This window comes from Roseateles koreensis (assembly GCF_028595305.1).
GTDB classification, from domain to species: domain Bacteria; phylum Pseudomonadota; class Gammaproteobacteria; order Burkholderiales; family Burkholderiaceae_C; genus Paucibacter_A; species Paucibacter_A koreensis.
On sequence record NZ_JAQQXS010000017.1, the window covers coordinates 65,664 to 79,568 of the forward strand.

Here is a 13,905-nt window from a genome sequence, read left to right on the forward strand (position 1 = left end):
AGCCGGGTGCTTTCTTTTGCTTTGCGGCCTGCTTAGACCCAGCCAATGGCACCCAGCACGCCGCCGCCCAGCACCATCCAGACGAGGCCCAGCCGGGTTTTCAGCGTGAGCAGCACGGTCAGGGCGATCATGCCCACCATGGCCCAGCGATGCTGCGGCACGCGCAGATAAGGCTCGGCCAGCAACCAGCCGGTGGCCAATACCAGACCCAGGGTCAGCGGTGCCATGCCCAGGGTGAATGAGCGCACGCCCCGTGTGTCCTTGTAATTGCTGGCCCAGCGCGTGGCAGCTAAAACCAGGGTAGTGGAGGGCAGCACGATGCCCGCCAGGGCGGCGGCGGCGCCCGGCAGACCGGCAACATTCCAACCCAGCAACGCTACAAACAATAGATTGGGCCCCGGCGCAGCCTGCGCAAGGGCGATTGAATTGGTGAACTGGGTGTCGCTGATCCAATGCTGTTGTCCGACCAGATAACGGTGCATCTCTGGGGCTGTTGAAATGGCTCCGCCGATCGACAGCAAGGACAGCGCCATGAAATGCAAAAACATCGGCCCTAGTTGAGGGGCGAGGGTGGCGAACACGCTCATGGCTTCAGCCCGCGCCAAGCGGCCCACATGCCCAGCGGCCCCAGCACCGCCAGCACCCAAGGCAGCGGCAGCCTGAACACGACCATGGCCAGCAGGGTCAAACCCGCCAGTGCCCAGGCTTGCAGCCGCCCCATGGCATTTTTCTGCAGAGAGGGCACCAGCTTGATGCCGGTGGCCAGAATCAGGCCCGCCGATACCGCACCCATACCCCGCAGGGCGTTGCTGACAAGGGGGTGGCCAGCCACATGGCTGTACAGCGTGGCAATCGCCAAGACAATGATGGCGGGCAGCAGCAGCATGCCGGCCAGGGCGGTGAACGCGCCGCGCAAGCCGAAATAGCGGTCACCGATCATCAAGGAAAGGTTGACCACATTGGGGCCGGGCAGCACTTGCGCGACGGCCAGCGCTTCAACAAACTCTTCTTGGCTCAGCCAACCCAGTCGCTCGACGAGTTCACGTTGCGCCACGGCCAGCACGCCGCCAAATCCCTGCAGGGCCAGGCGGTTGAAGGCGCAGTACAAGGCCCAGAGCGAAGCGGGGCGGGCTTGCATCAGCGCAGCACTTTCAGGGCTTCGGGGTTGACGATATGGCTGGGCTGGCTCTTGATGAAGTTCAAGACGTTGTCGAACGCGGCGTTCAGATAAAGCTCGTAACTGTCCAATTCAACGTATCCAATATGCGGCGTGCAAACCGCATTTTCCATGCGCAATAGGGGGTGTCCTTGCAGCACAGGTTCGGTTTCGAACACATCGATGGCCGCCATGCCGGGGCGGCCCCGGTTGAGGGCGGAGACCAGCGCGCCTTCATGAATCAATTCAGCACGTGAGGTGTTGACGAACAGGGCTGTCGGCTTCATACGGGCGAAGTCTTCAGGGGTGATCAAACCCGCCGTGTCGGGGCACAAGCGCAGATGCAGGCTCAGCACATCGCAGGTTTCAAAGAATTGCTCACGGCTGCTGGCCACTTGATGTCCGTCAGCGGATGCGCGCAGCCGTGAGGCTTCACCGCCCCACACCTGAACCTGCATGCCGAATGCGCGTGCGTAGCCCGCTACCAACTGCCCAATGCGCCCATAACCCCAAATACCCATGGTCTTGCCATGCAAGACCATGCCAAGCCCGAAGTTGGGCGGCATGGACGCCGCCTTGAGACCTGATTGCTGCCAGGCGCCATGTTTCAGATTGCCGATGTACTGGGGCAGCCGGCGCATGGCGGCCATGATCAGCGCCCAGGTCAACTCTGCGGGCGCGATGGGCGAGCCCACCCCTTCAGCCACCGCAATGCCCAGGCGGGTGCAGGCTTCGACATCAATGTGCGCGCCAACCCGCCCGGTTTGCGAGATGAGCTTGAGCTTGGGCAGTTTTTCAAGCAACTGCCGATTGAACTGTGTGCGCTCGCGAATCAGGACCAGCACTTCAGCATCTCTGAGCCGGACCGACAATTGCCCGATGCCTTTCACCGTGTTGGTGAAGACCTTGGCGTTGAGGTGTTCGAGTTTGGCTGCACAGCGCAATTTGCGCACCGCATCCTGATAGTCGTCGAGAATCGTAATGTTCATGAGTGCCAAGCATTTTGCCTTGAACAGCACCCATGGCGGCGGCTCCCGCCGAACCGGGCGAGAAATTCCTGCGTGAGATGAAACGAGATGAACTCAGGTGAGGCGGGCAGGCCCGATCATGCTGGTTTTGTGCTTAGCCAAAGAGCCCGGTGCCGCTCAACTCGCCGGTGCAATCAATGCTGTGTGGCTGACTCATTCATGGCGCGCAGGCTCATGCCGGCGTGGGTGTGCAGAAAGACGTTGATCACGTCGAGCCGGCGTTCAGCCTCGAACTGTGAAAATGCGCGTGCCACCTCGGTATAGATCCAGGTGCGTAGATGCCAGAGGTCGCGCAAACTGCGGCTGCGATGAATGCTGCGGGTGAGCTCTTCGATGCGCTCGCCGGCCAGGCCCTCCAGCGCGGCCTGAAATTGCGCTCGCGCGGCCGCCAATTGGGTGGAGGGACGCTGCGGCCTGGCGGGTGCCTTGCCAAACCAGGGGTCGGGGTCGCCGGGCATCCAGCGCATTAGGCTGTGCCATAGCGAATCGCCGCCTGTGCTGGATTGGCGAGGCGGCGGATAGCTCGAACTGCGCGTGTGCTGCGAGGGTGATAGGGTGGATGGTGCACCCCGTGTTCTGGCCCAACGAGTCAATAAGGCATTCAGCATGATGTGCTTTGCTTTTTTAGTGACCGCCCAGCGGCCTCATTCCCCTCCTGGGGTACAGATTGATTCTCGGCAAAGCGTGCGCAGACTGAAGGCGGGAATTGCAGGGTTCTGTGCCCGTAGTTTTCTTTGCTCCAGCTTTGTGCCAACAGCACATGCAGAACTGGCGTTAGGCCACTAAGGCGGGCGGGGGGGCGCAAGGGCGCAACCCGCCCGTGAAATTGCGCCGCACAAAGAAGGGAACTGTCGCCCATTCACCCTGCAAATTGGAGGCATTGCTTGGATGTGCAGCTTCTAACATCACAGGCAAGCCATCACGTGTCCGCCAGTGGCCGGTCCTTTGGGCCTGTGCCATGCCTGTCAACCCAGCTTGTTGCAAGTCGTTCTTGCAGCCGAAGATTCATGGACCTCTCATCACCTGCCGTCAATTTGCCCGAGATGTCGCCTGGCGCCCAAACCGCCATGGCGAAGGTCGAACAGCTGCTTGCGCATGCGGGCTCAGGGAACATGCCTTTTGATGAATTGATGCGCCATGCATCGAGCTGGGAATCTGTCGGCATGGTGGATGCCGCCGCCTTGCTCTACCAGAACTGGATCGCCGCGACGCGTTCGGTCTACCTGCACATCGCTTGCTACAACTGGGGGGCCTTGCTGGGCACGGCCCGCAAGCACGTGGAGGCTGAGCGCGCCTATCGGCTGGCCCTGAGCCTGAACGCGAATTTCAAGCAAGCTCGCTTGAATCTGGGGCACCAACTGGAGCACCAGGGGCGCATTGAGGACGCGCTGACCGAATGGCTCGCGGTGGCCGAAATGGAGAATCTCAAGGCCGAGCCGGGTGAGGGCCTGACGTTCAGGCTGCACGGGCTCAACAACGCAGCCCGCATGCTGGAAACGCAACGGCGCTTTCCTGAAGCGGAGGCGCTGATGCGCTTCAGCTTGCTGCTCAAGCCCACACAGGGTGATGTGATCCAGCACTTTGTTCACATTCGTCAAAAGCAGTGCGCCTGGCCGATCTACCAACCCTTCGGCCAGGTGACGGCAAACCAGTTGCTGGTCAACACCTCGTTGCTGGCCACCTTGAGTGCAACAGACGACCCTGCTGTGCAACTGATGGTGGCGCAGCGATTTGTACATGATCGCGTAAAGGCGCCGCCCGAGGGCTTGCCCCTGCACCAGCAGGCTGCAGCGAAGAAGCCCCGAACAGGGCGCATCAAGATTGGCTACCTGTCGGGCGATTTGTGCATGCATGCGGTGGGTTTGTTGACCGCCGAATTGTTTGAGCTGCATGACCGCGAGCGCTTCGAGGTGCATGCTTTTTGCTGGAGCCGTGAAGACGGCACGCCCCTGCGCGCCCGCTTGATGGCGGCCATGGACAAGACCGTGTCGATTGCCGGGCTCAACGACACCCAGGCTGCGCAGATGATTGCCGACGCCGGCATTGACATCTTGGTGGACCTGCAGGGCCTCACCGCGGGCGCCCGGCCTAACATCCTGACCCAGCGGCCAGCTCCGATTCAGGTCAGCTACCTTGGGTTGCCGGCAACCTCGGCCATGCCAGGTGTGGACTGGATCATTGCCGACCGCTTCGTGATGCCACCCGAATACCTGCCGTACTGCACTGAAAAGCCCATCTACCTGCCGAATTGTTATCAGGTCAGCGACCGCCAGCGCGAATCGGGCGCCGTGCCCACGCGGGCGCAGTACGGCCTGCCCGCGCAAGGCTTTGTGTTCTGCTCGTTCAACAACAATCACAAATTCAGCGAAGAGATGTTCCGCTGCTGGATGCGCATCTTGAACCGGGTGCCTGATTCGGTGCTGTGGCTGCTGGCTGACAACGATTGGGCCCAGGCCAATATGTTGCGTGTGGCTGCCGAGTCAGGTGTCGCGGCAGAGCGCCTGATTTTCGCCCCGCGCGTGGCACCACCCGACTACCTGGCCCGATTTGTTCTGGCCGATCTGGTGCTCGATACCTTTCCCTACAACGCCGGTACAACCGCCAGCGATTGCTTGTGGATGGGCACACCCATCCTGACCCGTTCCGGCCGCAGCTACATCTCGCGGATGGCGGGCAGTTTGTTGAGCGCCGTCGGCTTGCCCGACCTCATCACCTTCAATTTGCCCGACTATGAGGCGCGTGCGGTGCAAATTGGCTTGAATCCGGCACGTGCTGCGTCTTACAAGCGCTATCTGCAAGACTTCGGGCGTCAATCGGCCTTGTTTGACATGCCTCGTGTCGTCCGCGACATGGAGGCCGAGTTTGAGCGCCTGGCCCTGCAAGAACGGTTGCAGGCATCATGAGTGCGTCTGGAAATTTTGTACTCAAGAAAGGCATTGAACCCGTCGAAATACAGGGTTACGGCCATCGGTATGGGTGCGCCCAGTTTTTGAATCTTTGTTTGCCCGGATGCCTGAGGGACCGCGATCGTGTCACGCCATGACCCATTTTTTGACGGAAGCCCAGGTGCAGCCGCCAAGGGCTTGCGCTTGGCGGCCGACAATTCGGTAGAACAGCCGCCTGCGCCGGTCGACCCCCTGGAAAACTTGGCGGAAGCGCCGATTGGCGACCCTTTGCTGCAGGCCCTTTCCTGGCTGACCCGTTTCCACGGCACGCCGCGCTCCGCTGAATCGCTGCGGGCCGGCTCACCCGTAGAGGGCCCTTTGGCACCCGACCAGGCCCTGCGCGTGATGCGCGAGGCAGGCTACAACGCCGGTCTGCTGCGAAAAGGCATCGACGACATCAATCCGGCCCTGATGCCGGCGGTGCTCTTGCTCAATGAAGGCGATGCCTGCGTGCTGGTCAAGCGCCTGGACGACGGCAGCAGCGCGGGTGGCGGACGCTACGAGGTCGTTTTTCCCGGGCCGGAGGCGGCGAGCTGCGCGGCGACGACGGCCGAGCTGGACCCGGAGTACAGCGGCTTTGTCATGGTTGCCTCGCCGCAGCAGGTGTCAGACGCACACCTGCGCAACCCGCGCGACACCTTGCTCAAGCCCGACGGCCCGCACTGGTTGTGGAGCACGCTACGCCGCTTCATGCCCTACTACCGGGCGGCAATGTTGGCGGCCTTGTTGAGCAATGTGCTGATGCTGGCGTCGGGTATGGTCACCTCGGTCATTTACGACAAGGTGATTCCGCACCAAGCCATGGTGACCTTGTGGACCCTGGCCATCGGCGCCATGGTGGCCTTGCTGTTTGACACTTTTTCGCGCCAGTTGCGCAGCCATTTGATTGATCTGGCGGGGCGTAAAACCGACCTCATCATCGGCGCCAAGCTGTTCCGCCAGACCCTGGGCGTGCGCATGGAAAACAAGCCCGCGTCGGCCGGCTCCTACGCACACTATCTGGCGCAGGTCGAAACCGTGCGGGACTTTTTCACCTCCGCCACCATGTCGGCCTTGACCGACCTGCCGTTTGTGGCGGTTTACGTGGCGATGACCTTTGTCATCGGCGGCCCCTTGGGCTGGGTGCTGGTGCTCTCCATGCCTTTGATCATCGGCTTCAGCATGGCGATTCAGCGCTCATTGCGCCAAGCCATGCGTACCAATATGGCGGAGACCGCCGACCTGCACGGCACCCTGGTCGAAGCGGTGGAAGGCCTGGAAGACCTCAAAACCTGCGGCGCCGAAGGGCGCTTTCTGCGCCGTTACGAAACCAGCACCGCCATCGCTGCGGAATCCGCCTTGCGCTCACGCACCCTGAGCAGTTGGAGCAGCAATTTCACGATGACCATTCAGCAAAGCGTGAACATCGTGATGCTGGTTTGGGGCGTCTACCTGATTCAGGATGGCACCATCACCGCCGGTGCCCTGATCGGCGCAGTGATGTTCGCCGGCCGGGCCATTGCACCGCTGGGCAGCCTCGTTAGCCTGGGCACGCGCTACCAGGGTGCGCGGGCAGCCATGTTGTCGCTGGACCGCATGATGGCGGAGCCGACAGAGCGCGACGGGTCTCGCAATTATGTGCCCTTGAATGCGATCACCGGGCGCATGGCCTTGCTCGACATCGGCTTCTCCTACCCCATGGTGGGGGATGGTCATGCGCCCAAGGTGCTCAAAAATGTCAACCTGCAGATCAATCCAGGTGAGCGCATTGCGGTGTTGGGCCGGATCGGCAGCGGCAAATCAACCATCCTGCGCCTGCTTGCCGGCCTGTATCAGCCGACCGAGGGCATGGTCGATGTCGACGGCATTGACTTGCGGCAGATTGACCCGGCTGAGTTTCGTGCCCGCGTGGGCTTTGTTTCGCAAGAGCCGCGGCTCTTCCACGGCACGCTGCGAGACAACGTGTTGATGGGGCGTGGTCATCTCGATGCCAGCCGCCTGGTTGAGGTGGCGCGGCTTACCGGCTTGGACCGGGTGGTGGCGGGGCATCCCAAGGGATGGGACCTGCCGGTGGGCGAAATGGGCGGTTTGTTGTCCGGCGGGCAGCGCCAATTGGTGGCCCTGGCTCGCAGTTTGGTCAGCAAGCCGCAGCTGCTGCTGATGGACGAGCCCACCAGTTCGATGGACGCGCAGTCCGAAATGGCCTTTTTGCGGCAGCTGCGCGACGCTGCGGGTAGCTGCACTTTGGTGGTGGTGACACACCGGCCTGCGGTGCTGGAGCTGGTGTCGCGCATCGTCGTGGTGGATGCCGGGCGTGTGGTGCTTGATGGCCCCCGCGATCAGGTGCTGGCGGCGTTGTCTGGGGTGCGCCCCGCGGCGCCGGCCGAGGCGCAAGCACCCGCAGGTGCGCAAGGCAATCTGCACATGCATCCCGCCGCTCAGCCGGTGCAACGCTCTGCTTCGGTGTGATAACCCATGGATCGAACTGACAAAGGCGCAGGTCTGGCGCTCACCCGAAAAGAGAGCCTGTTCGTCAACGCGTTGCACAGCGCGGAGATCGACGAGCCGCTCCCGCGGGTGACCTGGGTGCTGTACTTGATGGCCGTCGTCTTGGTGGCCGGCCTCACTTGGGCATCACTGGCCAAGGTGGATGAAATTGCACGTTGCGATGGACGCATCGTGCCAGACGGCCGGGAGCAGGTGATCGCCAGCTTGGAAGGCGGCATCCTGCGCGAGCTGTATGTGCGCGAGGGCATGCAGGTGGAGGCGGGGCAGGAATTGGCTCAACTGGACCCGACCCGCGTTGAAGCCTCCCAGAACGAAGGCAATGCCAAGCGGGTGGCCTTGATGGCGCAAGCCGCTCGGCTGTCGGCTGAAGCCTCGGGCCATGCGCTGAAGTTTCCGCCCGAGGTGTTGGCCGTGCCGCGTTTGGCGGACGCTGAAACCGAGGCCTACGAGGCCCGCCGGCGCGCCATGGACGAAGCCACAGCCAGTGTCAGTCGCAGTACCGCGTTATTGCAGCGGGAGCTGAAGATCTCGCAGGACATGGCCGCCAAGGGCCTGATGTCTGATGTGGAGTTGATGCGCCTGAGCCGCCAGATCAACGAGATGCAACAGCAGCGCATGGAGCGCATCAGCCGCTTTCGCCAAGACGCCAGTGGTGAGTTGGTGCATGTGCAGAACGAGTTGGCCCAGCTGGATGAACAAATGGTGGTGCGCCAGGACGCGTTGACGCGAACCATTCTGCGCTCCCCGGTGAAGGGTGTCATCAAGTCCATCAAAAATGGCACACTTGGCGGCATCATCGCCAGCGGTGCCACCTTGATGGAAATTTCGCCCGTGGGACCGCGGGTGCTGATCGAGGCCCGCGTCAAACCCCGTGACATCGGCTTTGTGCGTGTGGGGCAGGTGGCTGAAGTCAAATTGTCGGGTTATGACTTCAACGTCAACGGCGGGCTGGAGGGCAAGATCGACTACATCAGCCCCGACGCAATGGGCGAGACCGAGAAAAACGCCGAGAACGGCTACTACCGCGCCATCGTCGCCGCCGAGCACAACAACCTGCTTTTCAAGGGCAAGCCCTTGCCCGTGATCCCTGGCATGGCCGCCACGGTTGAAATCAAAACCGGCGAACGCTCGGTACTTAGCTATTTGATGCGCCCGATGATGAAGTCGCGTGAAGCGCTGAGAGAGCGCTGAGAGAGCGTTGAGAGAGCGTTGAGAGGCGGCGCTGAGCGCGCGCTGATTGGGCGTCGATCACGTGTTGAGCGACCGTCGCCCATGGGCCTGAAGCGCCCCCGTATCGATGTGGCAATTTTTGAGCCCCTGGGGGTGAAGTTGGCCAGGCAAACCGTGCCATTTGCACGTTAGCGCTGAATTTGAACAATCCAGCCCGGGCTTATCGAGCCATTGCCTAGGGACCAGGCGTGATGTAGTAGAGGCAACGACAGCGTGTCTAAGTCTGCTGCGTTCAGCCCATGTCAAAAACGCATTTTCTCAAGTCCTTGTTGCTGGCCCCAAGGTTTGCTTCGCTGCTCGTGTTGGCCTGCGCCGGTCCTTGCCTTGCGCAGGGCCGCTGCAATGAAGACGAGTCGGCTGCAGTCCGCCTGGCGCGAGACACCGGCGGCAGCGTCTCCGCCACGCCGGAAACCAGCACGATCGACCCCCGCCAGCAGCTGCAGGACCTTGTTGCGCTTTCGCTTCGCCGCAGTAATTCAATGGGTGCCATCCGCTTGCTGACGCTGGCAGCCGAGGCCGATGTTGAAGAGGCCAAAGCGGCACGGCTGCCCACGGTGAATCTGGTCGGCTCAGGCGCCTATGTTGGCAACGTGCAGCCCGGCCAAGACACCGTCAAGGGCAGCCAAGCTCGTGGCTCCTTGATGGTGAGTGCACCATTGTTTGATTTTGGCCGCATCACCAAAATGACCGAGTGGCGCACCCAACTGGCTGAAGTGGCAAAGTTGGGCCAAAGTGCCGCAGAAGAACAACTGGCGTTGCAGACCATCTCGCTCGCCCTGGACCGAAGCCGTTATGTGCTGCAGGCCCAGGTCTACAGCCAATATGTGCGGCGCATGAGTTGCCTCGTGGATTCACTCGAAGTGATCACCAAGGCCGACCGTGGCCGTGCCAGTGAACTGGTGCAGGCGCAGAAGAGCCTGCAGCAAGCCGACCTGTCCTACGAGGGGAGTTTGTCTGCTTTGCGCCAGACGGAGGTTCGGCTGCGCCGTTTTGTTGGCGAACAACTGCCGCCCAGTGCCCCCATGAGCAATGTGCTGGCGCGATTGCCCGACTTGAATGAAATGCAGCAAGACATTCTTTCGGCCCCCGACATCAACCAGGCCAGCGCGACGGCCAAGGCGTCCCGCAGTTATGCGGAGTCAGTGCTGGCCGGACAAAAGCCCAGCGTCAACCTGACGGTGGGCACCAACTCGACCGTGGGCACCGGCAAAGAGACCGATTGGAACGGTGGTGTGCAAGTCAATATTCCGCTCTATCAGCCCGGTGCCGATGCCACCTTGATGGCCGCGCACCGGCGCGCCCAATCAGCATTGCTGCAGCGTGACGATGCCATCGAGGCCAAGCGCTATCGGCTGCTGGAGGTGTACGAGGTCGCTTCCTCCGCATTGGACCGCGCACGCCGGGTGGTGGACATCTTGCGCAACAGCGACAAGCTGCGCTCCGCCACGCTGCAGCAATGGCAGCAACTCGGTAAGCGCTCATTGTTTGACGTGATGGGTGCAGAGGGCGATTACTACGCCAACCGGGTCGCCCATGTGAATGCCTTGTTCGATGCCGAACAGGCCGTGGCCCTGATGTGGTCGATGGGGCGTGGTGTGCAGACGCCTTTGCGTTGATTGCCTGGCTCAAGTCTTCAAAAAATTTTCATTCGTTGAAAGTCCCTTATGCCTTTAGTTTCAATCTTGATCCCTGTCTACAACCGGGAGGCTTTGGTGGTGCGTGCGGTCGAGGCGGCTCTGGCGCAGACGATTGCCGACATTGAAGTGGTGGTGGTCGACAACTGCAGCACTGACAACACCTATGCGGTGGTCGAGACCATTGCCAAGCGGGATGCGCGGGTCAAGTTATTCAGGAATGAGACCAATATCGGGCCGGTTAAAAACTGGCTTGCCTGCGCCAATTACGCGACAGCGCCTTATGCCAAATTGTTGTTCAGCGATGACTTGATTGCCCCCAACTTTGTCGAGCGAACCTTGCCGGCGCTGATCAATCCGGAGTGTGGTCTGGTCTACAGTTATGCCGTGGTGGGGCGGGAGGAATGGAAGGGCGTGGAGCAATACCGTGCCTTCCGCGGCAACACCAACTTCGCTCGCGAGTATTTCCTGCGCAGCACGACCTATATCGAGCATTTCACGCCGGTTTCACCGGGCGCAGCCCTGTTGCGTACTGCGGACCTGCGCAAGAATTTGCTGACGGAGTTGCCGGGTATTCCGGACTACGACTTCAATCGCACCGGCGCGGGGGTCGACTGGCTGATCTACACCTTGACGGCGCTGGCCTACCCCTATGTCACGTATGTGGACGAGCCGTTGACCTTTTTCTTTGCGCACGACAACTCAATCTCTGGCGCCAATGAAAACAACCTGGTGCCTGAAGGTTATGCACTGGCTCGCCAATGGTTGAAGCATGTGGTCAAGGGACTGTGAGCGTTATGGCCCTGGCGTGCTGAATGGCGGGCTGCATCGGGCCGTTATCGTTTGACAAAATATTGGCAGAGCTTTGTACAGAAGCTCTGCCTTTGTCATTTGTGCCAGAGCGGCACGCACAGGTCCAAGGGCTTTTGCGGCACCGTCGTTAATTCTTGAAGACGCTGAACGATCAGCCGTGTGATGCCACGACGAATGCGGGGTTGACGTAGAGCGCCATGCCTTGGCGGCGCATGGCCTGATGCAGGGGTACGTGCTCGCACACCTCGCGGCCGTCGAGAATGCCCGTATAGCGGGCGTTGCTGAAAGCGCTGGCCTTGTAGATGGCCATGCCGCCGAAGGCCGAATCCACCGGCAACCAGCCCGTCATGCCGCGCCAGTCAACCTGGAGATAGGACGCCGCAAAATGAACAGCCAGCGGTCGCCCCAGGGCTGCATCCAATTCGGTCCCCAGAGTCATGAAGTCGGTGGGGCACAGCACCGGGTGGCGCAAAGCCCAGATGTCGTAGTACATGCCGGCATTCACGGGCATCACCGCATCCCAGCAGGCTGACTTCTGGAAATTGCTCAGAAAGCCCGCCTCGCTTGGGAATTCATCGCCAACAGGGCCGTCCAGGTCGGCAAAGCAAATGTAGTCGCTGGCCTCGGTCAGCGCGCGTTCAAGCAGACGATTTCTCGCGTAGGCTAGGCGGGCGGTGCGTTCTTGTAGCTTTGCGCCTAAGCCGGGCTCACTGATCAATTCGATCGGAAATTTTTCAGCCAAGGCCATGATGGCCGCTGGCGTGCCGTCGCTGGAATCGTTTTCAAAAATGATGATCTTGTAACTGCTGAAAGCTTGGCCGAGTTGCGCCAGCTTGGCCACGCTACGGCCAATGTTTGCGGCACATTGGCGTGCGCAGCCGACAAACACCATGCGCTGCTGCTTGACGCGCAGACGGGCTTCCTCAGGCGTCCAGTGAGGCGACTTTTTGATGAAGGCCTGCAGATCCAGGGGGCCGGCAGCCTGCACATCGATCCTGAAATTATGTGCGTTACAGGGCTTCTCGAATTTGAGGGTGAACTGTTTGTCGCCGCGTTGAACGCTGTGGGCAATTGGCTCCCACAAGCCTGCGTACAAGCCCCGTGATGCGTACACCGTCGGGTCCATCAGGTCGGTGTAGTTTGTCGCGCGGCAGACGATCTCATCGATGAAATCGAGCTCGGTGTTGGTCACGGTGAACGATGCAGTCGACATGGTGTTTGGAGAGGGCTCGGTTGAAGAGATCGGCGGGGAGTGCGCAGTGAAACGGCTCGGTGCGAGGAGCTGCCCGGCGCAAACGGGCATCAGCGCCTACATCAAGTCCACCAACTGCCGGGTCACCGTGCCCCAGGAATATTGCTGGCTCAGTTGCGCATGCGCCTGGGTACGGGCGGTGGCATCAGGAATTTGCTGTTCGACCACCTGCGTCATGGCGTGGCGCAGATCCGCCAGGTCAGGCACAACGAAGGCGCCGTCCACCTGGGGGGCATCTTCTCGCGTGCCCGGGCGGCTTTGTAGGCGGTAGCCCAGCGCTTCAGGCACAAAGTCGTCGGTGGCCCCGCCGCCGCTGACAATCACATGCGTGCCACAGCCCATGGCTTCGAGCACCGGCAGATTGAAACCTTCAGCGCGGTAGGGCGAAACGTAGGCATCTGATAAGGCATAAAGCGAGCGGATCTGCGGCAGGTTGAGGCTGCCAGACAGCACCGAGATGCCGTCACGAACCTGCGGCAGGCTGAGGTGCGGTGCGATGTTGGCCATGTCCGTGAACATTTTCTCCACGCCGATGCCGTACAGGCCTTTGTGGTCCTTGAGGATCAAGCGAACGGGCAAGCCGCGCAGGCGCAAATCGGCAAAGGCCAGCAGCAGCAGGTCAATGCCTTTGTTCCAGGTGGACACCCCGACATTGCAGAACACCACCTCATGCGGCTGAATGCCCAGGCCTTGGCGTGCGGCCATGCGCTGCTCGGCCGTCATGGGCATGAACACATCGGTCTTGTAGCCGTGCGGCACCACTTTGACTTTGTTCTCGTCAAAGCCGTAGTCGAGCAGGCGCTCGCGCGACCAGCGGGTGGGGGTGACCACAATGTCATCGCCGTCGGTGAGCGCTGCGGGCGTGAGATCGCCCGGCTCGAAGCTCTTGGGCGACAGGCCAAACTCAGTCACCACAAAAGTGACGTTACGTGCCGCACTACCCGGCGCACCTTTGCGAATGGGTGAGGCCACGCGCAGGCAGACATCGACAGGCGTATCGCCGGGGTCTTGCAGGGCGTCGATCACGGCTTGCTCTTCAGCCGAAAAGCCCGAGTCGAGTTTGCTGCGGTCCCAGTGCGGCAGGAAGTAGGGCGCGTCACGGTGGAAGAGGCGCAGCTGAGGCAGTTTGACCATTTCCAGAATCTGGTTCTGGTTGACCATGGCGATGGAGTGATTTACACCCCGCCAGCCTTCGATGCAAATGGTTTTCAAGCAGCGTCTCCCAAGAAGTGTGACCAGGAACCTTGATGTGGCACGCTCGGGAGTCAATGAAAACTCTCCTCGGAATGCCAAGCTTAGGTCTTGCCCGGCTATTGTGGTCGGGAAACCACCTCGACCAAATCGTGAACAATGACGCGGA

Annotated in this window: 11 protein-coding genes; 5 read left to right on the forward strand and 6 right to left on the reverse strand. The window is 61.2% G+C overall.

Features of this window, described 5'->3' with window-relative positions; genetic code table 11:
* Positions 1-32 precede the first annotated feature (32 nt).
* From PRZ01_RS17110 to PRZ01_RS17125, 4 genes are all read right to left on the reverse strand, one after another.
* A complete protein-coding gene (locus PRZ01_RS17110) occupies positions 33-587 on the reverse strand; it encodes a chromate transporter (RefSeq protein ID WP_273598052.1) in 555 nt (184 codons plus the stop codon).
* Positions 584-1,138: a chromate transporter gene (locus PRZ01_RS17115; RefSeq protein ID WP_273598053.1), complete on the reverse strand. Its 555-nt coding sequence runs from the start codon at positions 1,136-1,138 to the stop codon at positions 584-586. Before PRZ01_RS17115 ends, PRZ01_RS17110 begins: the two co-directional genes overlap by 4 nt.
* A complete protein-coding gene (locus PRZ01_RS17120; RefSeq protein ID WP_273598054.1) occupies positions 1,138-2,145 on the reverse strand; it encodes a D-2-hydroxyacid dehydrogenase family protein in 1,008 nt (335 codons plus the stop codon). Before PRZ01_RS17120 ends, PRZ01_RS17115 begins: the two co-directional genes overlap by 1 nt.
* Before the next feature lie 173 nt (positions 2,146-2,318).
* Positions 2,319-2,651 (reverse strand): hypothetical protein, encoded by a 333-nt coding sequence (locus PRZ01_RS17125; protein WP_273598055.1) that lies wholly within the window; start codon positions 2,649-2,651, stop codon positions 2,319-2,321.
* A gap of 540 nt (positions 2,652-3,191) precedes the next feature.
* Between PRZ01_RS17125 and PRZ01_RS17130 the strand changes: the two genes are divergently transcribed.
* From PRZ01_RS17130 to PRZ01_RS17150, 5 genes are all read left to right on the forward strand, one after another.
* The gene (locus tag PRZ01_RS17130) at positions 3,192-5,087 is read left to right on the forward strand and encodes an O-linked N-acetylglucosamine transferase, SPINDLY family protein (protein WP_273598056.1); all 1,896 of its coding nucleotides are present in this window, start codon (positions 3,192-3,194) and stop codon (positions 5,085-5,087) included.
* A 126-nt stretch (positions 5,088-5,213) separates the two neighbouring features.
* Positions 5,214-7,577 (forward strand): type I secretion system permease/ATPase, encoded by a 2,364-nt coding sequence (locus PRZ01_RS17135; RefSeq protein WP_273598057.1) that lies wholly within the window; start codon positions 5,214-5,216, stop codon positions 7,575-7,577.
* A 6-nt stretch (positions 7,578-7,583) separates the two neighbouring features.
* Positions 7,584-8,807, forward strand: a complete 1,224-nt coding sequence (locus PRZ01_RS17140; RefSeq protein ID WP_273598058.1) for an HlyD family type I secretion periplasmic adaptor subunit — start codon at positions 7,584-7,586, stop codon at positions 8,805-8,807.
* Between the two features lie 278 nt (positions 8,808-9,085).
* The gene (locus PRZ01_RS17145) at positions 9,086-10,462 is read left to right on the forward strand and encodes a TolC family protein (protein ID WP_273598059.1); all 1,377 of its coding nucleotides are present in this window, start codon (positions 9,086-9,088) and stop codon (positions 10,460-10,462) included.
* 48 nt (positions 10,463-10,510) lie between these two features.
* The gene (locus tag PRZ01_RS17150) at positions 10,511-11,272 is read left to right on the forward strand and encodes a glycosyltransferase family 2 protein (protein WP_273598060.1); all 762 of its coding nucleotides are present in this window, start codon (positions 10,511-10,513) and stop codon (positions 11,270-11,272) included.
* A 172-nt stretch (positions 11,273-11,444) separates the two neighbouring features.
* On the opposite strand, the gene PRZ01_RS17155 is transcribed toward PRZ01_RS17150, so the two are convergent.
* Positions 11,445-12,506 (reverse strand): glycosyltransferase, encoded by a 1,062-nt coding sequence (locus PRZ01_RS17155; protein WP_273598061.1) that lies wholly within the window; start codon positions 12,504-12,506, stop codon positions 11,445-11,447.
* A gap of 96 nt (positions 12,507-12,602) precedes the next feature.
* Complete coding sequence (locus PRZ01_RS17160) at positions 12,603-13,757, reverse strand: glycosyltransferase family 4 protein (protein WP_273598062.1); 1,155 nt, start codon at positions 13,755-13,757, stop codon at positions 12,603-12,605.
* Positions 13,758-13,905 lie beyond the last annotated feature (148 nt).

Bases quoted from the DNA above. Each gene is read 5' to 3' on its own strand.
- PRZ01_RS17110 (WP_273598052.1), bottom strand. From the start codon at position 587: ATGAGCGTGTTCGCCACCCTCGCCCCTCAACTAGGGCCGATGTTTTTG.
- PRZ01_RS17115 (WP_273598053.1), bottom strand. From the start codon at position 1,138: ATGCAAGCCCGCCCCGCTTCGCTCTGGGCCTTGTACTGCGCCTTCAAC.
- PRZ01_RS17120 (WP_273598054.1), bottom strand. From the start codon at position 2,145: ATGAACATTACGATTCTCGACGACTATCAGGATGCGGTGCGCAAATTG.
- PRZ01_RS17125 (WP_273598055.1), bottom strand. From the start codon at position 2,651: ATGCGCTGGATGCCCGGCGACCCCGACCCCTGGTTTGGCAAGGCACCC.
- PRZ01_RS17130 (WP_273598056.1), top strand. From the start codon at position 3,192: ATGGACCTCTCATCACCTGCCGTCAATTTGCCCGAGATGTCGCCTGGC.
- PRZ01_RS17140 (WP_273598058.1), top strand. From the start codon at position 7,584: ATGGATCGAACTGACAAAGGCGCAGGTCTGGCGCTCACCCGAAAAGAG.
- PRZ01_RS17145 (WP_273598059.1), top strand. From the start codon at position 9,086: ATGTCAAAAACGCATTTTCTCAAGTCCTTGTTGCTGGCCCCAAGGTTT.
- PRZ01_RS17150 (WP_273598060.1), top strand. From the start codon at position 10,511: ATGCCTTTAGTTTCAATCTTGATCCCTGTCTACAACCGGGAGGCTTTG.
- PRZ01_RS17155 (WP_273598061.1), bottom strand. From the start codon at position 12,506: ATGTCGACTGCATCGTTCACCGTGACCAACACCGAGCTCGATTTCATC.